General features: G+C 60.4%; 21 protein-coding genes and 1 tRNA gene. 5 read left to right on the plus strand and 17 right to left on the minus strand.

From position 1 onward, the window contains the following. Positions 1 to 27 precede the first annotated feature (27 nt). Complete coding sequence (locus KVG85_RS19350) at positions 28 to 705, minus strand: Crp/Fnr family transcriptional regulator (protein WP_217864690.1); 678 nt, start codon at positions 703 to 705, stop codon at positions 28 to 30. Positions 706 to 789: 84 nt separating this feature from the next. Here KVG85_RS19350 and KVG85_RS19355 point away from each other — a divergent pair, with 84 nt between their 5' ends. Next, a complete protein-coding gene (locus KVG85_RS19355; RefSeq protein WP_217864691.1) occupies positions 790 to 1,314 on the plus strand; it encodes an Mpo1 family 2-hydroxy fatty acid dioxygenase in 525 nt (174 codons plus the stop codon). Positions 1,315 to 1,396: 82 nt separating this feature from the next. On the opposite strand, the gene KVG85_RS19360 is transcribed toward KVG85_RS19355, so the two are convergent. The 6 genes from KVG85_RS19360 to dibA form a co-directional block, all read right to left on the minus strand. Further along, positions 1,397 to 2,386 carry a sulfate/molybdate ABC transporter ATP-binding protein gene (locus KVG85_RS19360; RefSeq protein ID WP_217864692.1) on the minus strand — a complete coding sequence of 330 codons (990 nt, stop codon included), beginning with the start codon at positions 2,384 to 2,386 and terminating at the stop codon, positions 1,397 to 1,399. A 3-nt stretch (positions 2,387 to 2,389) separates the two neighbouring features. Beyond that, positions 2,390 to 3,262, minus strand: a complete 873-nt coding sequence (gene cysW, locus KVG85_RS19365; RefSeq protein WP_041477435.1) for a sulfate ABC transporter permease subunit CysW — start codon at positions 3,260 to 3,262, stop codon at positions 2,390 to 2,392. A 12-nt stretch (positions 3,263 to 3,274) separates the two neighbouring features. Next, the gene (gene cysT / locus KVG85_RS19370) at positions 3,275 to 4,093 is read right to left on the minus strand and encodes a sulfate ABC transporter permease subunit CysT (RefSeq protein ID WP_016772245.1); all 819 of its coding nucleotides are present in this window, start codon (positions 4,091 to 4,093) and stop codon (positions 3,275 to 3,277) included. Between the two features lie 126 nt (positions 4,094 to 4,219). After that, complete coding sequence (locus KVG85_RS19375) at positions 4,220 to 5,233, minus strand: sulfate ABC transporter substrate-binding protein (RefSeq protein ID WP_024011134.1); 1,014 nt, start codon at positions 5,231 to 5,233, stop codon at positions 4,220 to 4,222. Positions 5,234 to 5,371: 138 nt separating this feature from the next. Next, a complete protein-coding gene (oscA, locus tag KVG85_RS19380) occupies positions 5,372 to 5,554 on the minus strand; it encodes a sulfur starvation response protein OscA (protein WP_007917682.1) in 183 nt (60 codons plus the stop codon). A 298-nt stretch (positions 5,555 to 5,852) separates the two neighbouring features. Then, on the minus strand, positions 5,853 to 7,772 hold the full coding sequence (gene dibA, locus KVG85_RS19385) for a phosphodiesterase DibA (RefSeq protein ID WP_217864693.1): 1,920 nt from the start codon (positions 7,770 to 7,772) through the stop codon (positions 5,853 to 5,855). 147 nt (positions 7,773 to 7,919) lie between these two features. On the opposite strand from dibA, the gene desA reads away from it, so the two are divergent. Together desA and KVG85_RS19395 are read left to right on the plus strand one after the other, a co-directional pair. Next, the gene (gene desA, locus KVG85_RS19390) at positions 7,920 to 9,104 is read left to right on the plus strand and encodes a delta-9 fatty acid desaturase DesA (protein ID WP_217864694.1); all 1,185 of its coding nucleotides are present in this window, start codon (positions 7,920 to 7,922) and stop codon (positions 9,102 to 9,104) included. A gap of 210 nt (positions 9,105 to 9,314) precedes the next feature. After that, on the plus strand, positions 9,315 to 10,304 hold the full coding sequence (locus KVG85_RS19395) for a GGDEF domain-containing protein (RefSeq protein ID WP_217865003.1): 990 nt from the start codon (positions 9,315 to 9,317) through the stop codon (positions 10,302 to 10,304). Positions 10,305 to 10,438: 134 nt separating this feature from the next. On the opposite strand, the gene KVG85_RS19400 is transcribed toward KVG85_RS19395, so the two are convergent. From KVG85_RS19400 to gabD, 3 genes are all read right to left on the minus strand, one after another. After that, positions 10,439 to 11,650 carry a response regulator gene (locus tag KVG85_RS19400; protein ID WP_217864695.1) on the minus strand — a complete coding sequence of 404 codons (1,212 nt, stop codon included), beginning with the start codon at positions 11,648 to 11,650 and terminating at the stop codon, positions 10,439 to 10,441. A 135-nt stretch (positions 11,651 to 11,785) separates the two neighbouring features. Beyond that, the gene (gene gabT / locus KVG85_RS19405; RefSeq protein ID WP_003220503.1) at positions 11,786 to 13,063 is read right to left on the minus strand and encodes a 4-aminobutyrate--2-oxoglutarate transaminase; all 1,278 of its coding nucleotides are present in this window, start codon (positions 13,061 to 13,063) and stop codon (positions 11,786 to 11,788) included. Between the two features lie 184 nt (positions 13,064 to 13,247). Beyond that, positions 13,248 to 14,690 carry an NADP-dependent succinate-semialdehyde dehydrogenase gene (gene gabD, locus KVG85_RS19410; RefSeq protein ID WP_024011131.1) on the minus strand — a complete coding sequence of 481 codons (1,443 nt, stop codon included), beginning with the start codon at positions 14,688 to 14,690 and terminating at the stop codon, positions 13,248 to 13,250. A gap of 432 nt (positions 14,691 to 15,122) precedes the next feature. Between gabD and KVG85_RS19415 the strand changes: the two genes are divergently transcribed. Then, a tRNA-Arg gene (locus tag KVG85_RS19415) sits at positions 15,123 to 15,199 on the plus strand. Positions 15,200 to 15,267: 68 nt separating this feature from the next. Here KVG85_RS19415 and KVG85_RS19420 read toward each other — a convergent pair. From KVG85_RS19420 to KVG85_RS19435, 4 genes are all read right to left on the minus strand, one after another. Further along, positions 15,268 to 15,582, minus strand: coding sequence for a type II toxin-antitoxin system RelE/ParE family toxin (locus KVG85_RS19420; RefSeq protein WP_217864696.1), 315 nt, complete (start codon positions 15,580 to 15,582; stop codon positions 15,268 to 15,270). Next, positions 15,579 to 15,878, minus strand: a complete 300-nt coding sequence (locus KVG85_RS19425) for a type II toxin-antitoxin system Phd/YefM family antitoxin (RefSeq protein WP_133337568.1) — start codon at positions 15,876 to 15,878, stop codon at positions 15,579 to 15,581. The genes KVG85_RS19420 and KVG85_RS19425 overlap by 4 nt, the downstream gene beginning before the upstream one ends. Before the next feature lie 154 nt (positions 15,879 to 16,032). Beyond that, the gene (locus KVG85_RS19430; protein ID WP_217864697.1) at positions 16,033 to 16,299 is read right to left on the minus strand and encodes a hypothetical protein; all 267 of its coding nucleotides are present in this window, start codon (positions 16,297 to 16,299) and stop codon (positions 16,033 to 16,035) included. A gap of 46 nt (positions 16,300 to 16,345) precedes the next feature. After that, complete coding sequence (locus tag KVG85_RS19435) at positions 16,346 to 16,906, minus strand: YbhB/YbcL family Raf kinase inhibitor-like protein (RefSeq protein WP_217864698.1); 561 nt, start codon at positions 16,904 to 16,906, stop codon at positions 16,346 to 16,348. Positions 16,907 to 17,045: 139 nt separating this feature from the next. On the opposite strand from KVG85_RS19435, the gene KVG85_RS19440 reads away from it, so the two are divergent. Further along, positions 17,046 to 18,569, plus strand: a complete 1,524-nt coding sequence (locus KVG85_RS19440; protein WP_217864699.1) for an FAD-dependent oxidoreductase — start codon at positions 17,046 to 17,048, stop codon at positions 18,567 to 18,569. A 39-nt stretch (positions 18,570 to 18,608) separates the two neighbouring features. On the opposite strand, the gene pgaD is transcribed toward KVG85_RS19440, so the two are convergent. The 3 genes from pgaD to pgaB are packed head-to-tail and all read right to left on the minus strand — an operon-like array spanning position 18,609 to position 22,490. Next, complete coding sequence (gene pgaD / locus KVG85_RS19445; protein ID WP_016772255.1) at positions 18,609 to 19,139, minus strand: poly-beta-1,6-N-acetyl-D-glucosamine biosynthesis protein PgaD; 531 nt, start codon at positions 19,137 to 19,139, stop codon at positions 18,609 to 18,611. Continuing rightward, positions 19,136 to 20,491, minus strand: coding sequence for a poly-beta-1,6-N-acetyl-D-glucosamine synthase (gene pgaC, locus KVG85_RS19450; protein WP_122698860.1), 1,356 nt, complete (start codon positions 20,489 to 20,491; stop codon positions 19,136 to 19,138). Before pgaC ends, pgaD begins: the two co-directional genes overlap by 4 nt. Before the next feature lies 1 nt (position 20,492). Then, positions 20,493 to 22,490, minus strand: coding sequence for a poly-beta-1,6-N-acetyl-D-glucosamine N-deacetylase PgaB (gene pgaB, locus KVG85_RS19455; protein ID WP_217864700.1), 1,998 nt, complete (start codon positions 22,488 to 22,490; stop codon positions 20,493 to 20,495).

Raw genomic sequence — 22,490 nt, forward strand, 5'->3', positions numbered from 1 at the left:
GTTCCGACATTGGATCGGTTTCAGTTTTCAGATCGTGGCCAAGGCACGCAATCTCACCGCATCGAGAATTTCGATTTCGCCGTATGCGAGCCCGATAATCCCCTGCCCCTGCAGATCCTTGAGGATCTGATTGGTGGTCTGCCGCGACAGCGACAGCATCGCCGCCAATTGCTCCTGCGGCAGTTGCAGCACCCGACGCGGTGCGTCGAGTTCGCCGTAGCCTTCGGCGATCATCAGCAAGCGATGCGCCAGACGCGCTGGTGCCGGCAGCAAACTCAACTGCTCCAGATTGATGAACGCCAGGCGCAATTTGTGGCTCATCAACAGCGCCAGATGCCGCCAGTACTGCGGCTGTTCGTCGAGCAATTTGAGCATCGTCGCCTGCGGGATATTCAGCAAGGTACACGGCCCGACCGCATAGGCGTCATGGGTGCGTGGCTGACCGTCAAACAGGCAGATTTCGCCGAACCAGTGCGGCGCCTCCACCAGACTCAACAACGCCTCCTTGCCCTGCTCGCTGACCGCCCCGATGCGTACGGCGCCATCGAGCACTGCATACAGACCGCACGGCGCATCGCCACGCTGGAACAGCCGTTGCCCCGCCGTCAGCCGCCGCTCCCGGGCCAACGCCAGCAGGCTATCCTGAAAAGACCCAGGCAGATGACTGAACCACTGGCCGCTGAGCAACCGTGCACGAATTTGCATAACCACTCCTGGAGTGTCGCCTGCCCGACAGAACGAACGCGGATCCCGAGGGATGATGCATTCAACCCCACTGGAGGAACAACAATGAAAAGCCTCGTCGACCACCTCAGTCAATACGCCGCCTACCACCGCGACCCGCGCAACATCGCCAGCCACTTTATCGGCATTCCGCTGATCGTGGTGGCGGTGGCTGTTCTGCTGTCACGGCCGCAATGGGCGCTGGGCGGGTTGTGGATATCTCCCGCCGTTGTGGTGGCCCTTGCCTCGGCGTGGTTTTACCTGCGCCTGGAGTTGAAGCTCGGCGTGTTGATGACCGTACTGATGGGCCTGTCGGTGTGGGCCGGGCATGCACTGGCGCAGCAGAGCACCATGGTCTGGCTGAGCAGCGGCCTGGCGATGTTTGTGGTGGGCTGGGTGATCCAGTTTGTCGGGCATCACTATGAAGGGCGCAAACCGGCGTTTGTCGATGACGTCAGTGGGCTGATTGTCGGGCCGTTGTTTGTCGTGGCCGAACTGGCGTTTTTGCTCGGGCTGCGGCAGGAATTGAAAGAGCAGATAGAGGCGCGGGCGGGGGTGGTGCGGGTCAATCCGAATCGCGCTGCTGTCTAGATCGTATTCGCGAGCAGGCTCGCTCCCACATTTGAAATGAGTTTTCCCTGTGGGAGCGAGCCTGCTCGCGAAGCTTTTGCCTTTAAATATTGCCGACTTTCTGCCAGACCTTCGGCTTGAAGAACAAGGTCTCACCCTTGGCCAACCCGATCAGGCTGTCGTGGTCTTTCACCACCTCGGCCTCGATCAAATCCGTCTGCCCCTCAACCTTCAGCGTCACCCGCGTCGTCGCACCCAATGAGCGGATATCGCGCACTTCAGCGGCATGGTGATCTTCCAGCTCATGCCTGGACAACGACACTTCGTGTGGGCGGAACAGCACATGGTTGTCATCGCTCAGCAGCAAGCGGTTCGAGTCGCCGAGGAAGTGATAAACGAAGTCGCTGGCCGGGTTTTCGTAGACGTCGCCCGGTGAGCCGATCTGCTCGATCACGCCCTTGTTCATCACCACGATACGGTCGGCGACTTCCATCGCCTCTTCCTGGTCGTGGGTCACGAACACCGAAGTCAGGTTGATGTCTTCGTGCAGCCGCGCCAGCCAGCGCCGCAGTTCCTTGCGCACCTTGGCATCGAGGGCGCCGAAAGGCTCGTCGAGCAGCAACACTTTCGGCTCCACCGCCAGGGCTCGGGCCAACGCGATACGCTGACGCTGACCACCGGACAACTGCTCCGGGTAGCGATCCGACAGCCAGTCCAGTTGCACCATGTTCAGCAGTTCATGAACCTTGCTGGCGATCTGGCTTTCGCTCGGGCGCTGGTTCTTCGGTTTCATGCGCAGGCCGAACGCGACGTTGTCGAACACCGTCATGTGGCGGAACAAGGCGTAATGCTGGAACACGAAACCGACGTTGCGATCACGCACATCGTGGCCGGAAACGTCCTCGCCGTGAAAAACGATGTTGCCCTGATCCGGGGTTTCCAGACCGGCAATAATGCGCAGCAAGGTGGTTTTGCCGCAGCCCGACGGACCAAGCAGCGCGACCAGTTCACCGCTGTGGATATCCAGGCTGATGTTGTCCAGCGCCTTGAACGCGTTGAAATTCTTGCTGACGTTACGCACTTCGATCGACATGAATTATTCCTCCGCGGCGCTGGCGCGCAGGCGGTTGATACGGTTTTCGCTCCACTGCTTGAGCAGCAGGATGAAGAGCGCCAGGATCAGCAACAGGCTCGCCACGGCGAACGCGGCAACGTGGTTGTATTCGTTGTAGAGGATCTCGACGTGCAGCGGCAAGGTGTTGGTCACCCCGCGAATGTGCCCGGAAACCACCGACACCGCACCGAATTCACCCATGGCCCGCGCCGTACACAGCACCACGCCGTAAATCAGGCCCCACTTGATGTTCGGCACGGTGACGTGCCAGAACATCTGCCAGCCATTGGCCCCGAGCAGACGCGCGGCTTCCTCCTCCTGGGTGCCTTGTTCCTGCATCAGCGGAATCAGCTCACGAGCCACGAACGGCACGGTGACGAAAATCGTCGCCAGCACGATGCCCGGCAGGGCGAAGACGATCTGGATGTCGTGATCCTGCAACCACGGCCCGAACAGGCCCTGAGCGCCGAACATCAGCACGTAGACCAGACCAGCGATCACCGGCGATACCGAGAACGGCAGGTCGATCAGCGTGACCAGCATGCTCTTGCCACGGAACGAGTATTTGCTCACGCACCACGCCGCGCTGACGCCGAACACCAGGTTCAGCGGCACCGAAATCAGCACCGCGAACACAGTGAGTTTCAATGCCGAAAGCGCGTCCGGTTCAAAAATCGCGGTGAAGAACGCGCCGAGGCCGTTTTTCAGACCTTGCGATACGACGATGAACAACGGCAGCAGCAGAAACAGGAAAAAGATCAGCCAGCCAAGGCCGATCAGGACTCTGCGCGAAGTGGCGCTGCCACGCCGCGCAGCGTTGGCCGAGGACGCGGCCGCAATAGACGATTGGGACATGTTCGCGCCTCCTTATGGGGTTTCGATGCGCCGCTGCAGCAAGTTGATCAGCAGCAACAGGATGAAGGAAACCACCAGCATCAGTACGCCGATGGCGGTAGCGCCGGTGTAATCGTACTGGTCGAGTTTGACCATGATCAGCAGCGGCAGGATCTCGGTTTTCATCGGCATGTTGCCGGCAATGAAAATCACCGAACCGTACTCACCGACGCCACGCGCGAACGCCAGGGCAAATCCGGTCAGCCAGGCGGGCAGCAGTGCCGGAACCAGAATGTGGCGAAATACCTGCCATGGCTTCGCACCCAGGCACGCCGCCGCTTCTTCGACTTCACGGGGAATATCGGCCAGCACCGGTTGCACCGTGCGCACCACGAACGGCAGCGTGACGAAGGTCAGCGCGAGGGTGATGCCCAGCGGGGTGTAGGCGATTTTGAAACCGAGGTCGGCAGCGAACTGGCCGACCAGCCCGGCCGGCGCGTACAGCGCGGTCAGCGCGATACCGGCCACAGCTGTCGGCAGGGCGAACGGCAGATCGATCATCGCGTCGATCACCTTGCGCCCGGGGAAGGTGTAGCGCACCAGCACCCAGGCCAGCAATGTACCGATGATGCCGTTGATGATCGCGGCACACAGCGCGGTGCCGAAGCTCAGCTTCAACGCCGCCAGCACCCGCGGAGCGGAGATGATCGTCCAGAACTGATCCCAGGTCAGCTGGGCGGCGTGGACGAACATCGCCGCCAGCGGGATAAGCACAATCAGGCTGAGGTACACCAAGGTGTAACCCAGCGTCAGCCCGAAGCCGGGTATGACGGGGGAGATACGACGCGACATAAAAGTCCCTGGTTGAAAACGCATCAATGTGGGAGCGTGCCCTGTGGTGAGGGGATTTATCCCCCCACCACAAAAGCTCAGTCCCACATGTCATGTGCCCAGACATCAGGCCGGTTGAAGGCGAGATTACTGCGCCTGATAAATCTGGTCGAACACGCCGCCGTCGTTGAAGAATTTCGGCTGCGCGGATTTCCAGCCGCCGAAGTCCTTGTCGATGGTCACCAGTTCCAGTTTCGGGAACTGCTGGGCGTACTTGGCCGCTACGTCCTTGTCACGTGGACGATAGAAGTTTTTCGCGGCGATTTCCTGGCCGGCCGGGCTGTACAGATGCTTGAGGTAGGCTTCGGCGATCTGCGCGTTGCCCTTCTTCTCGGCGTTCTTGTCGACCACCGCCACTGGCGGTTCGGCGAGGATCGACAGCGACGGCACGACGATATCGAACTTGTCTGCGCCGCCATCTTCTTTCAGCGCCAGGAACGCTTCGTTTTCCCAGGCCAGCAACACGTCGCCCTGACCGTTGTTGACGAAGGTAATGGTCGAACCACGGGCGCCGGTGTCAAGGATCGGCACGTGCTTGAACAGAGTCTGTACGTATTCCTTCGCCTTGGCTTCATCTCCGCCGTTGGCTTTCAGGCCATAGGCCCAGGCTGCGAGGAAGTTCCAGCGCGCGCCACCCGAGGTTTTCGGATTCGGCGTGATCACCGAAACGTCGTTCTTGACCAGATCGCCCCAGTCCTTGATGCCTTTCGGGTTGCCCTTGCGCACCAGGAACACGATGGTCGAGGTGTACGGCGTGCTCGCTTCCGGCAGACGCTTCTGCCAGTCGGCGGGCAGGCTCTTGCCGAGCTTGGCGATTTCATCGATGTCGCCAGCCAGGGCCAGGGTCACCACGTCAGCCCGCAGACCGTCGATCACCGCACGGCCCTGCTTGCCCGAACCGCCATGGGACTGCTGGATTTTCACCGTGTCGCCGGCATGATCCTGCTGCCAGAACTTGATGAATTCGGCGTTGTATTCCTGATACAGCTCGCGCGTCGGGTCATACGACACGTTGAGCAGCTCGTAATCCTTGGCAACGGCGGAACCGGCAAACACGGCACTGGCCAGCGCGGCCAAAGCATAACGGCGAATCGACGACATGGTGAAAGCTCCTGGAATTCCTGGTGGTGGCTCGTTCTTATGTATTGCTGGAATCGGTCCCGTTGAAAGATCGCCGCCTTCGCCAGCTCCTGCACACAGCCCCCTGTAGGAGCCGCCGCAGGCTGCGATCTTTTGATTTCAACCCGGTTGTTTACCGGGTTGCTGCAAACGAAATTTCTCTTTGCGTTCGATCTGTACGACTTGCGCGTTGTGCACAGTGATCTCCACCGCGCCGAACCGCAGATCGCGCAGGGCGCTCTGGATTTCCCGCAAGATGGTGCTTTCGTCCTGACCGTCAACGCTGCGAAGGGATGCGCTCATGGTGCTGCTCCTTTGAAGGGGAATTGCCTGGCAGTGGGCGGCACTGCGTTCGGCGTGGGAGCAATATAAGAGAGGCATGGATATTCTTAAAAAGACTATTTAAGAATGTTTATATAACCAGAAAATAATATGAGAGACGGCAAGGGGTTTGCGCTGATTTGAAATCGTCAAGAGAACTTGTGGCGAGGGGATTTATCCCCGATGGACTGCGTAGCAGTCCCATTTCTTGGGGCCGCTACGCGACCCAACGGGGATAAATCCCCTCACCACAAGGTCGGTGATAGCCATATAGGCCTATTCAGCCAATCAATGGCGTTTTCGCCCAATCAAGCCGATCCGCAGACACCGGCCGCCCAAACCAGTAGCCCTGCCCCAGATCGCATTCCTGCGCCAACAGGAATGTCGCCTGCTCAGCCTGCTCGATCCCCTCGGCATGCACCTGCATACCCATGCTCCGCGCCAGCGCGATGATCACCCGGACAATCGCCACGTCATCCTCATCCCACGGCAACCCGGCGACGAAGCCCTGATCAATCTTGAGTTTCTGCACCGGCAGGCGCTTGAGCCGCAGCAACGACGAATAGCCGGTGCCGAAATCATCGATGGCCAGACGCACACCCAGCTCGCGCAAGCGATGCATCTGTTCCAGCGCCACTTCTGGATCATCCATCACCGCGCTTTCGGTAACTTCCAGTTCCAGATACGCCGGATCCAGCCCCGTGTCGTGCAGCACCTGCGCCACCTGCTGATAAAGCTCACGCCGGGCAAACAGCCGCGAGGAGACATTCACCGCGACGAACGCCAGCACCACACCGCTCTGCTGCCATTGGCACATCTGTCGGCAGGCCTGCAGCATCACCCAGGCATCGATCTCGGCGATCAGCCCGGTGCGCTCGGCAATCGGAATGAATTCCGCCGGCGACACCAGCCCGCGCTGCGGATGCTGCCAGCGCACCAGTGCCTCGACGCCGATCAGACGGCTGCTGTGCAGGTCATGCACCGGTTGGTAGTAGACGCGCAACTCCTCCTGCTCCAGTGCACGGCGCAGCTCGAAGGCGATTTCGACCCGTTGCTGGGCATGGGCGGTCAGTTCTTCGGTGTACAGCGCGTAGCCATTGCGCCCGCTGCTTTTGGCCTTGAACAGCGCGCTGTCGGCATTGCGTAACAACTGCTCGGCGCTGAGGGCATCGCTGGGAAACAGGCTGATGCCGATGCTCGCGTTGATGAACAGTTGATTGCCATCTACCAGCACCGGCTCCTTCAACGCGTCCAGAGTCCGTTGCGCCAGCGCGGCGGCCTGGGCCGGCTGTGGACAACTTTCCGCGAGCACCGCGAACTCGTCACCGCCGAGCCGTGCGAGGGTGATGCCGGGGCCGAACAATGCCTGCAACCGCGTCGCCACCGCTTTGAGCAATCGGTCGCCGACGTTATGGCCAAGGCTGTCGTTGATCATCTTGAAATGATCCAGATCGAGCATCAGCAGCGCGCAGCCACGCTTGTGTGTCTGTGCCGACGCCAGCGCCTGCTCGGCGCGGTCGCTGAACAGCAGGCGATTGGGCAGATCGGTCAACGGATCGTGATGCGCCAGGTGTTTGAGCTCGGACTCGGAATCCTTGATCGCACTGATGTCGGAGAACACCGCCACGTAATGGCTGAGCCGGCCGAAATCATCGTGAATCACCCGAATGGTCTGCCACTGTGGATAAATCTCGCCGGTCTTGCGCCGGTTCCAGATCTCGCCGCTCCATTCACCTTCAGCCTCAAGGGTGGCGAACATCGCCTGATAGAAGCCCGGCGGATGATGGCCGGACTTGAACAGACTCGGCTGCTGGCCAATGACTTCGTCGCGCCGATAACCGGTGATCTCGATAAAGGCGCGATTGACGTGGACGATCAGGCCCCGGTGATCGGTAACCAGCACGCCTTCGCGGGTGCAATCGAACACGGCGGCCGCCTGACGCAGACGTTCACGGTCGCTGTGGCGCTCGCGCAGGCGGGCACCGATGCCGAGAAACCGACACAGCCGCGCCCGTGCAAGAAAAATCAGCCCGGCACTGACGGCTGCCAGCAGATAACCGTTGATCAGTTGCCAATGGGTCAGCTCACGGGTGTCATCGAAGAATCTGTTTAATAAATGATCAGAAACCTGCAGCCATACGGCGGCCAGTACGAGGTAGAGCAGCGCTGCACGCAAGGCATCGCGGTAAGTCGCAGACATTCGGTCGTCCATGTCCCTACAAAAAGGTTGGAATTATAGGTCAAGAAACATTCAGCGACTTCTTATCTGAAAGGGCGACTGGTTTTATCTGTGTGCTTAGTGATAATGCAACGGCTGTTTTTATCTTTATCGAGGGCCCTATAGCCTATGTGGTACGAAGGTTTTCTTGGCTTGTCGGCCTGGTCACTGGTCGCGGTCACCCTGCTGATGACCCATGTGACGATTGTTGCCGTCACGGTCTATCTGCACCGTTACTCGGCCCACCGCTCGCTCGAACTGAATGCGGGTCTGAAGCATTTTTTCCGTTTCTGGCTGTGGCTGACCACGGCGCAGAACACCCGCGAGTGGACCGCCATCCACCGCAAACACCACGCCAAATGCGAAACCGAAGATGACCCGCACAGCCCGGTCATCAAGGGCCTGTCCACGGTGCTGCGCACCGGCGCCGAGCTGTACCGCAGCGAAGCGCAAAACCCGGAAACCCTGCGCATCTACGGCAAGAACTGCCCGGAAGACTGGATCGAACGCAACGTCTACAGCCGCTATCCGCTGCTGGGCGTGGCGATCATGGGCGTGATCGACCTGCTGCTGTTCGGCACCATCGGCATCACCATCTGGGCGATCCAGATGATGTGGATCCCGGTGTGGGCCGCTGGGGTGATCAACGGTCTGGGCCATGCCGTCGGCTATCGCAATTTCGAATGCCGTGACGCGGCAACCAATCTGGTGCCGTGGGGCATCCTGATCGGCGGCGAAGAGCTGCACAACAACCATCACACCTACCCCAACTCCGCCAAGCTGTCGGTCAAGAAGTGGGAATTCGACCTCGGCTGGGCGTGGATCAAAGTGTTCTGCTTCCTGCGCCTGGCCAAGGTGCAGCGGGTCGCACCGATTGCCCACCGCGTCGAAGGCAAGGGCAGCCTGGACATGGACACCGCCATGGCGATCCTCAACAACCGCTTCCAGATCATGGCCCAGTACCGCAAATTGGTGATCGGCCCGCTGGTCAAGCAAGAGCTGGCCAAGGTCGATCATTCGGTGCGCCACCAGTTCCACCGGGCCAAACGCCTGCTTTCGCGGGAAACCAGCCTGCTGGAAGACCGTCATCACGTGCGCATCCAGACCATGCTCGAACACAGCCATGCTTTGAAAGTGATCTACGAGAAGCGCCTGGCTTTGCAGCAGATCTGGGTCAAGACCAGTTCCAATGGCCACGACATGCTCGCTGCCATCAAGGAATGGATTCACGAGGCGGAGGCCAGTGGCATTCAGTCGTTGCGTGACTTTGCTGACCAGCTGAAAACCTACTCGCTGCGTCCTGCAGCTGTCTGACCTGGCACTGGCTGCGATCTTTTGATTCTGAGGATCAAGAGATCGCAGCCTCGTTGCACTCGTCAGCTCCTACACCCCGCCGCCCGGCGGGACTCGGTAATGGCCGGGAACTTCGCCGAAAATCCTCTATCTCAATGACACTTCGCCATCCCGGCGGGTTGTCCTGTGGCCGTTGTCGACATTGCGGCGCGCCCTTTGAGATTTGTGCCGATGGTCAACAACAACCAGAAAGACACAACCTTCACCCAATGGCCTGAGGCCGCGCAAACGCTGATGGCGCTGATGCATGCGCAGGGCGAAGTCGCGCGCCTGAGCGAGCGCGAACAATTGATCAGTTCGTTGCTGGTCAGCGTCAACGCCGTGCTCTGGGCTTTCAACTGGGAAACCCGGCAGGTGCTGTACGTCAGTCCGGCCTATGAGCGGATCTTCGGCCGTTCCGCCGCGCTTGTGCTGGCTGACTACAACCAGTGGCGTGACAGCATTTACCCCGATGATCTGGAGTACGCTGAACAAAGCCTTGCCGAAGTCCTGCACCGAGGTGCGGTGGAAGATCGCGAGTACCGCATCATCGCGGCCGATGGCCAGGTGCGCTGGCTCAGCGACAAATGCTTTATCAATCGCCAGGACGAGCCCGGGCAGCCGGTGATCATCGTCGGCATCGCCGAAGACATCACTGACAAAAAGCACATGGAAACCGAGCTGCAACGCTTGGCCACCACCGATGTGCTGACGCAAAGCAGCAACCGCCGCCACTTCTTCGAATGCGCCCACCGCGAGTTCGCCGAGGCGCGGCGCCAAGGCACACCGCTGGCCTTCCTGCTACTGGACATCGACGATTTCAAAGTGATCAACGACAGCTACGGCCACCCCGAAGGCGACAACGTGCTGCAACGAATCGCCGAATGCGGGCGCGGCTCATTGCGCCGTGGCGACCTGTTCGGGCGGATTGGTGGTGAGGAGTTCGCCGCGGTGTTTCCCGGCTGTGCGCCGGAGATGGCCGTGCAAGTGGCAGAGCGACTGCAGCAGGAAATCCAGCGACTGCGCTTCAACCACGACGGGCAAGCATTCAGCATCACCGTAAGCCAGGGCCTGACCAACCTCACCGACGAAGACAAGAGCCTGGACAGCCTGTTCGCCCGCGCGGATGCCGCGATGTACGAAGCGAAACGGCAGGGCAAGAACCGGATTATTGCGGCCTGACCCTGTTTCCACGCCTGGTGCTGTACCTGTGGGAGCGAGCCTGCTCGCGAAAGCGTTTTGTCAGTGAACTCAGAGCTGAATGACACACCGCCTTCGCGAGCAGGCTCGCTCCCACATTGGAATGTGGTGATCTGTCATTTGCGCATCCGCATCAACTCCGGCAGCCCGATCTTGAGCAACCGCGCCGTCCGGCTCTTCGCCAGCTCCTCGACACCTTCATGCTCGGTCAGCCGCGCCATCTGCGCGGCCATGTGCATCACCAGCGCCTCGCGACTGTAAACGCCACCACCGAGCTGGTAGGCCGAAGCAATCAACTCGCGCAACTCCAGCGGCAGACGCCAGCGGGTGCGCAATGCCGAGCCATAAGAAGCGCCAAACTTCGCCAACGCTTCACCGACCTCCTCCAACTCGTCCAGCTCGCCGCCGGCCTGCTGCCATTCCTGCAGGCAGCGCAGCAGCGCCAGATCACCGAGCCGATGCAGCATCCCGGCGCAATAGCAGCGCTCCTGATCCAGATCGAGCAGGCGCGCCAGCGTGCGGGCGTATTCCGCCGTGTGCAGTGACAGCCCCCAATAGCGCTCGGCGTAATCCGCCAGGCATGGATCGCTGAGCCGCGCGCTGCGTTTGAGCGCCAGGCCGAGAATCAGGTTCATGCTCTGCCCGGTGCCGAGTCGGTGCAGCGCCTGGGCCAGGGTTTGCACCGGCGCGCCGTAGTGTTGCGCGGCACTGTTGGCGGCTGCGATCAGCACGGCGGTAATCTGCGGATCGGTGCGCACCTCTTCCTCCAGCAGCTTGAGGTCGAGCCCCTCGGGATTGAGGCTGCGCTTGACCGCCACTTGCACGTCGGTCATCAGCGGCGCGCCATCGGCCTGCTCGCGACGCCGCTCAAGGAACACCGACAGGGTCATGCCCGGCGCCAGCACCGGCACTTCGCAAACCACCGCTTCGCCAGCGTTGAGCAGCAAGCCCTGCAAGCGCTCGGTCAGGCCTTCCATGTTCAACGGTTTGGTCAGGTACGCCGTCGGCGCGAGCGGAATCGCTTCGCGCACGCTGGCGCTGTCGTTGCGGCTGCTCATCAGAATGAACGGCAACGGCGGATTGCGTTTGCGCTGGCGGACGCTGCGCAGCACATGCAATCCGTCGATGCCAGGCAGCTCCCAATCGACGATGGCCAAGTCATAGGGCACCTCGCTGAGCAACGACAGCGCCTGCTGGCCATCGGCACACAAATCCAGGCGCGCATCGCAGCGCACATTGAGCAGCACTTGTTTGAGCAGGTCACGGGACCAGGGATCAGCCTCGGCAATCAGCACCCGGGGTACGGCGGGTAAATCAACGGCAGTCATGCGCGCTCTCCTTGCAATGCCTGAACCTTAGCCAATACCGGCCATTCGTTACAGCGCAAACACCGCCGTTGTGTTTCAAGGGGCGTAAAAAAACCCGCCGAAGCGGGTTTTTGTCGAGCGGGTCACAGCAATGGATCAGAGTTCAGAGAAGCACTCTTCGATGATCGCCAGGCCTTTGTCCAGTTGCTCGTCTGGCGACGTCAGCGGAACCAGCACGCGCAGCACGTTACCGTAAGTGCCGCAGGACAGCAGGATCAGGCCCTTGTCACGCGCCTTGGCCACCACGGCAGCCACGGCAGTCGGGTTCGGCTTGTGGCTGTCGCCGTTTTCGAACAGCTCGACCGCGATCATTGCGCCCAACGCACGCACTTCACCGATGACCGGGTACTTGGCCTGAATCGCCTTCAAACCGGTGACCAGGCGCTCGCCGACAGCCTTGCAGCGGTCCAGCAGTTGCTCTTCTTCGAACACTTCCATGACTGCCAGGGCAGCGGCGCAAGCGATCGGGCTACCGGCGTAGGTGCCGCCCAGGCCGCCCGGAGCAATGGCGTCCATGTACTCGGCCTTGCCGCACACGCCGGCCAGCGGGAAACCGCCAGCGATGGACTTGGCGAAGGTGGTCAGGTCGGCGGCAACGCCCATCTGTTCCATGGCGAAGAAAGTGCCGGTACGGCCAGCGCCGGTCTGCACTTCGTCAGCGATCAGCAGAATGCCGTGCTGGTCGCACAGCGCGCGCAGACGCTTCATGAACTCTTTCGGCGCGACGTAGAAACCACCCTCACCCTGAACAGGTTCGATGATGATCGCGGCGATGTCTTTCGGCTCGGCATCGTTCTTGAAAATGCGCTCGATGGAAGCGATCGAATCGTCGATGCTCACGCCGTGCAGTTCGTTCGGGTACAACGCGCGGAAGATGCCGCCTGGCATCAGGCCCATGCCCGCCGAGTACGGCACGACTTTACCGGTCAGACCCAAAGTCATCATGGTGCGACCGTGGTAAGCGCCGGTGAACGCGATCACGCCAGCGCGGCCAGTGGCGGCACGGGCGATCTTCACGGCGTTTTCGACGGCTTCGGAACCCGTGGTGACCAGCAGGGTTTTCTTGGCGAAATCACCCGGCACCTTGGCGTTGATTTTTTCGCACAGCTCAACGTACGGCTCGTAGGCCAGTACCTGGAAGCAGGTGTGGGTCAGCTTGTTCAGCTGTTCAGTCACGGCGGCGATGATTTTCGGGTGCACGTGGCCGGTGTTCAGTACAGCGATACCGCCGGCGAAGTCGATGAACTCACGACCTTCAACGTCGGTCACGGTGGCGTTCTTTGCCGACTCGGCGAAGATCGGGTGAATCTGGCCAACACCACGTGGAACAGCTGCGGTACGACGGGCCATCAGTTCAGCGTTAGTCTTGCTCATTACAGTCCTCATTCGCCGCTCATCGGGCGGCGTGGTTCAAGGATGAAGCGGGAGAAATCGGCGGTGGCAGCATGCGATGATCGACTGCCACGGCGTTCCTGGCCGCAGAGAAAATTCCTGTTTAAAACGACGCAAAGGGACAGCGCTCTCGTGCCCTCTGCGTTTGCAGCGATCCCTTTCCGGCTTAGATGCCCAGGCAGAGGTATTTGATTTCCAGGTAATCTTCGATGCCGTACTTGGAGCCTTCACGGCCCAAGCCCGAGGCCTTGATGCCGCCGAACGGCGCGACTTCGTTGGAGATCAGCCCGGTGTTGACGCCGACCATGCCGTACTCCAGCGCTTCGGCGACACGGAACACACGACCCAAGTCACGTGCATAGAAGTATGAGGCCAGACCGAATTCGGTGTCGTTGGACATGGCGATCACTTCGGCTTCGTCTTTGAAGCGGAACAGCGGCGCCAGCGGACCGAAGGTTTCTTCCTTGGCCACGGCCGCGTTTTTCGGCACGTTGGTGAGGATGGTCGGCTCGAAGAAGTTGCCTTCCATCGCCTTGCCGCCAGCCAGTACGGTGGCGCCTTTGCTTACGGCATCAGCGATGTGTTCCTGAACCTTGGCCACGGCTTTTTCGTCGATCAGCGGGCCGGTGGTGGTGCCATCTTCCAGACCGTTGCCGATCTTCAGTTTGGCCACAGCCACTTTCAGCTTCTCGGCGAACGCATCGTAGACCGCGTCCTGAATGTACAGACGGTTGGCGCAGACGCAGGTCTGGCCGTTGTTGCGGTACTTGGAAATGATCGCGCCTTCGACGGCCTTATCCAGATCGGCGTCGTCGAACACGATGAACGGCGCGTTGCCGCCCAGTTCCAGCGAGACTTTCTTGATGTCCTTGGCGCATTCGGCCATCAACTGGCGACCGATTTCGGTCGAGCCGGTGAAGGACAGTTTTCGCACGATCGGGTTGCTGGTCAGCTCGCTGCCGATGTCACCGGCGCTGCCGGACACCACGCTGAACACACCCGCCGGAATGCCCGCGCGCTGTGCCAGTTCGGCCAGAGCGAAAGCGGAGAATGGGGTTTGCGAAGCAGGCTTGAGCACCATGGTGCAACCAGCGGCCAGTGCCGGGCCGGCCTTACGGGTGATCATTGCCGCCGGGAAGTTCCACGGGGTGATCGCGGCAGTGACGCCGATCGGTTGTTTGATGACGATCAGGCGCTTGTCCGGCTGGTGGCCTGGAATCACATCACCGTAGATGCGCTTGGCTTCTTCGGCGAACCACTCGATGAACGATGCGGCGTAAACGATTTCGCCCTTGGCTTCGGCCAGCGGCTTGCCTTGCTCGAGGGTCATCAGGCGCGCGAGGTCGTCCTGGTTCTCGATCATCAGTTCGAACCAGCGACGCAGCTTGCCGGCACGCTCTTTGGCGGTCAGTGCACGCCAGGCCGGCAGCGCTTTGTCAGCGGCTTCAATGGCACGGCGGGTTTCAGCGGCGCCCATCTTTGGCACGGTGCCGAGGATTTCGCCGGTGGCCGGGTTGTTGACCTTGATCGTCTGACCGTTGTCGGCATCGACCCAAGCGCCATCGATGAAGGCTTGCTGGCGGAACAACTGGGTATCTTTAAGCTGCATGTCGGCTTTCCTTAACAGCACCGCGGCCTGCGCGGAGCAAATTATGATTGTAGAAAGGCGCCTCGCAAGGCTGCCGTCAGGGAAATCAGTGAGCGGATTGTGGCGCATCAACAGTGCACGACCGGGCGCACCTGCGCTGCAACATCCCGCCAAAGAGCGTTTGAAATCTCAAACGGATCGTAGGTTCAAAGGGGGTAAAGGACAATAGGTCGTTCGAAAAAAAGAACAAAAATGCCGCTTTTCAGATCAACGTACTGAAAACCCGTGCCGCAGGAAAAACCTTAGATCAACCCCGGCAAAGCGCCAAGCGAGGGTTTTGCAGGACGTTACCGCTTTAAGGAATGCAGCGATTTGCACCGACACGCACACTGACAAAACCCGCCAAACCCGGCATGGACGCCCCGAGCCGACCTAGGTATGATGTCGCCCGCTGCACCAGTAGCTCAGCTGGATAGAGTACTGCCCTCCGAAGGCAGGGGTCGTGGGTTCGAATCCCGCCTGGTGCACCATGAATCAAACGAGAAAGCCCCGGACTGTGATGGTCCGGGGCTTTTTTGTGGGTAACGATATATGAGACTTATTGAGGCTGATCCGTGGTGGGGGTATCAAATAGCCGCGTTATATCCCGCGCGCCATGTAGTACCCGCTCTATCAGCACATCACTTTTCAATATTGAGTAGAAAATGAGGTATCTGCCGTGAGTGATCATTTTCAGACCTTTGGCGCAATCCTCCCGGGCAATTCCTTGATTTTGCAAACTGGTCAATTGAGCACATCGCATACGTAATTCGGCGACGAAAGAACGAGCACGTCCAGGATTGTCACGAGCGATATAGCGGGCAATCTGCAACAGATCATCTCGAGAGATTTCAGAAAATAATAATCGCTTCATCCATGATTTTGCTCAGCTTCGATGCCATCTATAAGCGCATCAAGCTCCGCAAATACCGTATCGGCTGCAACAGGCGGACGAAGATCATTTCGACTTGCAGCAATCGCTTCACGCAATTCAGCCGCTCGAAGACGATCTAATAGTTCTTGATATGTCGCATGGGCTAATAAATAGGCAGCCGGACGATTATGGTTGAGAACGGCGATGGGTTCTGTCCCAGCCTGGTCAATCACCGTACTGGGACTGCGTTTCAATTCGGTAATACTCACCGAGCGATTAGCAAGCAGCTGCTCCATAACGACTCCAAAGGTACGTAAAAAAGTACCTAATAGTGCTCTTTTAAGAAGTCTTGGGTCAATCAGCAAATAGCCAACGGCTTGCAGGCGTCAGCTATTCGCGGTCAAGGGTCAAACGCATCCATCGCCAATGGAGGTAGGATTTCAAAGCACATCACTCCGTCGTCCAGTCAAACTCATCATATTCATCGTCGTCCCCCTCCTCCTCAGCCTCGTCAAATACCTCGTCTTCTTCAACGAGGTCTTCTTCCGGCTGATTCAGCAGAAATTCCTTACGTGTCTCGGTTACTGCACGCCGCATTTGTTCGCCCTTTTCCGGGCAGTTGAGTAGCTGGGCGATGCGGTCGATTTTTGCTGCCACGGTGTCCTCCAGCGCATTGGCAATGGCTCGATAGTGCGCGTTTTCGCGGGGCAATGCCAAATGGCTGGGGAATCAGGGCAGTCAGCCGTCCGTGAGCGGCCGAACCTCAGCGGTGATAACGCCGCACCGCGCTGCTGTTACGCAGCACATGGCCTTTGATTTTTTCCATCACTTCGGCGCGGGTCAAGCCGGCAGGCAGGGCGTCCGGGGCAAGGTCGAGGGCGTAGATCTGGATGATGTAGTGGTGCGCGCTGTCGCCCACTGGCGGGCATGGGCCCATGTAATGGGTGTTGCCTTTGCTGTTGGTGCCGCCGACGCCTTCGAGCGCGGATTTGGCACCGACGCCGGCCGCGATCTGGTGGGTGGTGGGTTTGATGCCGTAGTGAATCCAGTGATCGACGCCCAAGCCTTTCTGGCCATCCGGGTCGTGCATGACGATGGCGTAACTCTGGGTACCGGCCGGGCCGGCGTTCCAGCTCAGCGCCGGCGACTGGTTCTTGCCGCCGCAACCGGGTGCGTCACTTGCCGCTGCCGAGGTGAACAGACGGTTATCCGACACGCCGGGGATGCTCAGGGTGAAGCGCTCCTGGGCCTGTGCCGGGAACTGCACGCAAAGGGTCACGGCGATGGCCGCCAGCCATGGGTTGAGAGAGGTCAATCGGGTCATTCCGGGAGCACCTTGTGCAGTGAGGCCGTCGTCGGCCCGCAAACTATAGCTGTACCGTTCGTGCCTTGGCAGTAGCAAATGGCTGAACCTCGCGCGGCGCCGCCAACTCACAAGAGAAATGCCTGCGAGGAAGCCGAAAATGTCCCTGCACCGTGTCGCCCGTTTCGCCGATGTCCCGCAAGACCGTGGCCTGCAAGTCGAAATCGGCGACTGCAAGATCGTCCTGCTGCGTGCCAACGGCGAGTTGCGGGCGTTTCAGGGCCTGTGTCCACATGCCGGCGCACCGTTGGCCGAGGGGGCGATGTGTCACGGCAGGTTGATCTGCCCCTGGCACAAGGCCGCGTACCGCGCCGAGGACGGTGGCCTGTGCGAGCCGCCATCGCTGGACAGTCTCAAGCGCTATCCACTGGAGTTGCGCGGCGATGAAGTCTGGGTCGATGACCAGTCGTTGCCCGATCCGCACACCCCGCCCGCTGACGACCCAAGAACGTTCGTGGTGGTCGGCGCCGGGGCGGCGGGTACGGCTTGCGCGGCGGCGTTGCGGGAGAAGGGTTTTGGCGGGCGCATCGTGCTGGTCGACGGCGAACCGGATGCCGGCTACGACCGTACGGTGTTGAGCAAATTTGTTCTCGCTGGAGAGATGTCACCGAAAGAAGTGCCGCCGCTACGCGATGAGGCGTTCTATCAAGCGCAACGGATTGAGCGCGTGCAAGGCGAAGTAACTTCACTCGACGCCCCAGGCAAAACGCTGCATCTGAACAACGGCGGCATCCTGCGCTACGACGCCGCTGTACTCGCCACCGGTGGCGCGCCCAATCCGTTGAAGCTGCCTGGTGCCGAGTTGGCCAACGTCTTCGTCCTGCGTTCGAAAGCACAGGCTGAACAGATCATCAACGCCGCTCAACCGGGCCAGCGCGCGGTGATCATCGGCGACAGTTTTATTGCTCTCGAATGCGCCTCAGCCCTGCGCGAGTTCGGCCTCGACGTCACCGTGCTGGCACGCCATGCAATCCCGTTTGCCAAGCAATTCGGCGAGGCCGTGGGCAAGGCGATTCGCGCCCTGCACGAAGAGCACGGGGTGAAGTTCATCAGCGAACACGAGGCTACGGAGATCTTTGGCGAGGACAAGGTCGAGGGCGTGCTGCTCGACAACGGTCTGCGCTTGGCAGCGGATCTGGTTCTCGCCGGCGTCGGCGTTCACCCGGCCACTGAACCTTTCGAATCATTGCCCAAGGAAGAAGACCAATCCTTGCGTGTCGATGACGGCATGCGCGTCAGCGGTGGCCTGTGGGCCATCGGCGATATCGCCACGTTTCCGTTGAACGGCCAGCCAACCCGCATTGAGCATTGGCGCCTGGCCCAGCAACACGCGCGCATCGCTGCGGCCAACATGCTCGGTGGCGAGGAACATTATCTGGATGTGCCGTTTTTCTGGACCTACCACTTTGGCAAGAACTACGACTATCTCGGTCACGCGCAGGAATGGGACGAGGTCGAGTTCAGCGGTGAGCCGGAACAGCCGCCGTTCATTGGCCTGTTTGCAAAAGACGGCATCGTCGTCGCGGCGGTGGCCTGCGACAAGCAACGCGCAATGGCGCTGCTGGCTGAGCGAATGAAGCAACCTCTGCAAATGAAAGAGGCCTGGACGCTGATCCAGGCCTGACAACGACCTTCGGCAGCTCCTACACAGGCCGTGTGGAGTTCAGGTCAGGCGTTTCACCGGCTCGCGACTGTCGTCTTCTTCGGCATGCAGAAAGATCACCCGTGGATGCTCCAAAGGTGCCAGCGGCGCCGGTAGTGCTTGCTGCTGAAGCGGCCACAAATGCGTTTCGACATGGCTGATGTCGCCGTCCTGATCGTTGTGAATGGTCATCACCCCCGGCGTGCGCAGTTTCTGGAAACGCTCATCGCACAGTTTGAAACTCTTGCTCAGACCTTCATCACCAATTACCGGCGACGGCAAACGGCGCTGGGCGAAGCTGCGGCTTTTGCGTTGCTGGTAACGCGCCCAGCCGATCAGGATCACCGCGTTGACCAGCGCCACCCACATATAAACCTGCAGAGTCCCCAAGGCATCGAACGCCGAATGATCGATGCGCGGGCCGCCGCTGGTTTCAATCAATGGCCATAACCCGCGTACCAGCAGGAACAGCAGGCCGACCCAGGCCAGGACGGTGAGGATCACGTCGATCACCACCAGAAAGGGCCGTTGGCGAGTCCGGATAATTTTCATTTGATGACTTCCTCCTGGTCGTCGCCCAGCGGTTTGATACCCCGATCAGGACTGACCCAGCGCGCGCGTTTTTTGTGTTGGCTGAACAACACCTTGGGGAAGCTGACCAGGGTGGTCAGCAGACTGACGAGCCAGAACACCAGCGGATACCAGACCACCCAGAACATGGTCTTGCCCAGACCCGGCTCATAGCGCCGGTCAATGACGATGCTGACAGCGAACTGCACCAGGCAGACGAACGCCAGCAACAGACCGGTGAAGGCCGGCGGCATCAGGTGATCGACGGCGATCGCGTCGGGCATCACCATGAACTTGCCCATGCCCCAGAAAATCACCGACAGCAGGAAAGTGAACGCCCAACCGGTGGACAGGCAGTATTCGAACAGCAGCGGCCACAGGTAGCGATGGCGGTACTGCCAGATGCCGCGAATGTTCTTGAACAGCACTTCGGCGCCACCCTGAGCCCAGCGCAGACGCTGCTTCCACAGGCCACCGAGGGTTTCCGGCATGAGGATCCAGCACAGCGCACGCGGTTCGTAGAAGATGCTCCAGTGATCCAGTTGCAGCTTCCAGCTGATGTCGATGTCTTCGGTGATCATGTCCGGGCTCCAGTAGCCGACCCGGTTCAGCGCAGTACGACGGAACGCGACGATCACGCCGGAGACGGTGAAGATACGCCCGAACACCCGTTGCGTACGTTTGATCAGGCCGATGATCGAGGAGAACTCGCCGACCTGCACCCGCCCGATCAAGGTCGAACGCGTGCGGATCCGCGGGTTACCGGTCACTGCGCCAAGACGTGCGTTATCCAGCATCGGCGCGACCAGATAAGCCGCAGTGTTCGGGGCCAGTAAGGCGTCGCCATCGATGCACACCAGATACTCGCTGCGCGCAGCAATCGCGCCCATGCGCAGGGCTACAGCCTTGCCCTGGTTTTCCGCCAGATGCAGAACCCGCAGTCGCGGATCTTCCTTGGCCAGCGCATCGAGCACAGCGGCAGTGTTGTCCTTGGAGCCGTCGTTGATCGCGATGACTTCGATGTTCGGGTAGTGCTGGGCCAGCGCCGCGTGGATAGTATCGGCAGCGTTATCGCCTTCGTTGTAGCAAGGAATCAGGATCGAAATCAGCGGCTCGCCTTCCAGCGGCGGCGGCAGCGTGTCGTCCTGCCATGGCCAGTGGCGCTCCCAGTGCAGCCAGAAATACAGGCCGCCGGCGATCCACAACCCGGACATGAACAGCGGGTAGAAGAACACGAACGACATCAGGAACTGGCCGGTCACCAGGAAGATCAGTCCCAGCGGAACGCCAAGGACAATCGCCAGAACAAGCAGGGCTAACAGTCTATCCAGCATGTTATGGATTCCATTTGTTGGAGAGTGCAGGCCTTACGGTTTTCAGGTCTGGCAGGTTGTCGAGGAAGTTGTCCGGGTAGTAACCGAAACTGGTCGCGCCCTGGCGCTTGAGCCGGCCCATCCAGTCCGCCAGATGCACGGCGTCGATATCGGCCTGATCCTTCTGGTTCCAGTCACGCGCCTGCAATTCGAACACGGTGCGGTTGAGCGCGCCGGGGCGTTTCTTCACCGTGGCGACCAGTTCTTCCAGCCACGGGCCGGACTCGGCCAGCGTCTGTTTTTCCATCAATGGCATGGCCATCGGCGCCGTCCAGTCGTAGGTGGCGAGGAAGTCATCGAGGTTCTGCGCGAACCACGCTTCGCTTTCAGGATTGAGCATCGGCTCGGCGAAGATGTTGCGTGCGGTCAGCACTTGCGGGCCGCGAATCGCACGGACCTTCGCGGTCAGTTCGTTGGTGAAGTCGATCAGGTAGCGGCTCTTGAAACGCGTCCAGCGTTGCATCGCTGCCGGATCGTCGCGCAGCGCGGCAATCGAACCCGGCAGACCTTGAGCGGCGTACGCCTTCAAGGCATCCGGGCTGGCGTCTTCGAAATCCGAAAGCACCGCATCGTCGTGGTAGAGAATGCCGTCGACCGAGGTCAGCCGCGCCACGTCTTCATAGATTTCACCGATGATCTTGCGCACTTCGGGATTGAACGGTGACAGGCGTTTGTACTGCTTCGGATCGACCGAGGTGATGGCGGTTTTCGGGTCCCAGCGGGTTACACGCGGCAGCTTCGAATCCAGTTCGAAACTCAGCACCGGCATCCATGCAAAGACTTTCACATGGGCACGGGTGCGCAACTGCCAGGCGACGCGGTCGAACAGGTCGGCGCGCATCGGCAGGTGGCGGTTGGGGAAGTACAGCGAATGCACCAGACCATCGCCCTTGGGATCGGCGAAGGCTTGCAGGAACACCGTGCTGGCGCCCAGGTCAGCCATGCGCTGCACCAGTTTGCCCAGGTTGATGTCCTGCTGGGCCGGGTCCGGGTCGTAGACGTTGTCGAGATCGACATGCACCACGCGCATCGGCGCTTCGGCCTGCACCGAGACGATGCTGTTGGCGAAATGCTCGCCATCAGGATCGGACGCGACGAGAAAGCGCGGCCCGCTCATCAGGTTATCGAGGGTGTCGAGGCCGTCGTCCAGGGTCAGGGCCATTTCATAGCCCTCCTCGCCTACCACAGTCAGCGAGGTACCGTCGGCGGTGCCGTACGGCCAGACCCAGACCCGTGGTTTGTAACCGGTGGCCTTGCGGATCTTCTCGGAAATGTTCTTCACGTCGGTACGAATGCGCGCCTGGAAATCGGCTTCGGATTCATAGCGCTTGGTCACCGGGTCATAACGCCGGGTCGCGGCGGCCGGTTGCAGGTTGCCCTGCGGGTTGGCAAGGATGCCTTTGTGGTTGGCATCGGTGTGAGCGGCGATCTCTACCAGACCGGACTTGGAAATTTCGCGGATCTGCTGCCAGGTCAGGAAGTTGTCACGGTTACGCGGCGTGCCGGCGAAATCCACCGGTTGATTGAGCGGCGTGTCGATCCAGGTGCCCACCGGCGCCAGCAAGGCTGGCCAGTTGTAAGCGCGCAGCACCGGCAGCACGCGGGTATAGAAGCTGGCATAACCGTCGTCGAAACTGAGCAGCACCGCTCTCGCCGGCAGCTCCGGGCCGCCCTTGCGTGCGTCCATGATCTGGTCGACGGTCACTGGTTTGTAGCCATTCTCACGCAGCCAGGCGAGCTGCTCGATCATGCGCTCGGTGCGCACCGCCACCACGGCCTGATCGGGATCACGGTCTTCGACGTCGTGATAGGCAATGCCGAGCACATGGTTTTTTGGCCACGGTTGTTCACTGGCCGCGACCGGGCGCTCGGAGGGCGGCGCGAAGGCCGGGGCTTGCTGGGCGCAGGCGCTGATCAGCAGCGCTCCCAGCAGAAGGATGAAACGCGAGATAAAAGGCAT

This window comes from Pseudomonas triticicola (genome assembly GCF_019145375.1).
GTDB classification, from domain to species: domain Bacteria; phylum Pseudomonadota; class Gammaproteobacteria; order Pseudomonadales; family Pseudomonadaceae; genus Aquipseudomonas; species Aquipseudomonas triticicola.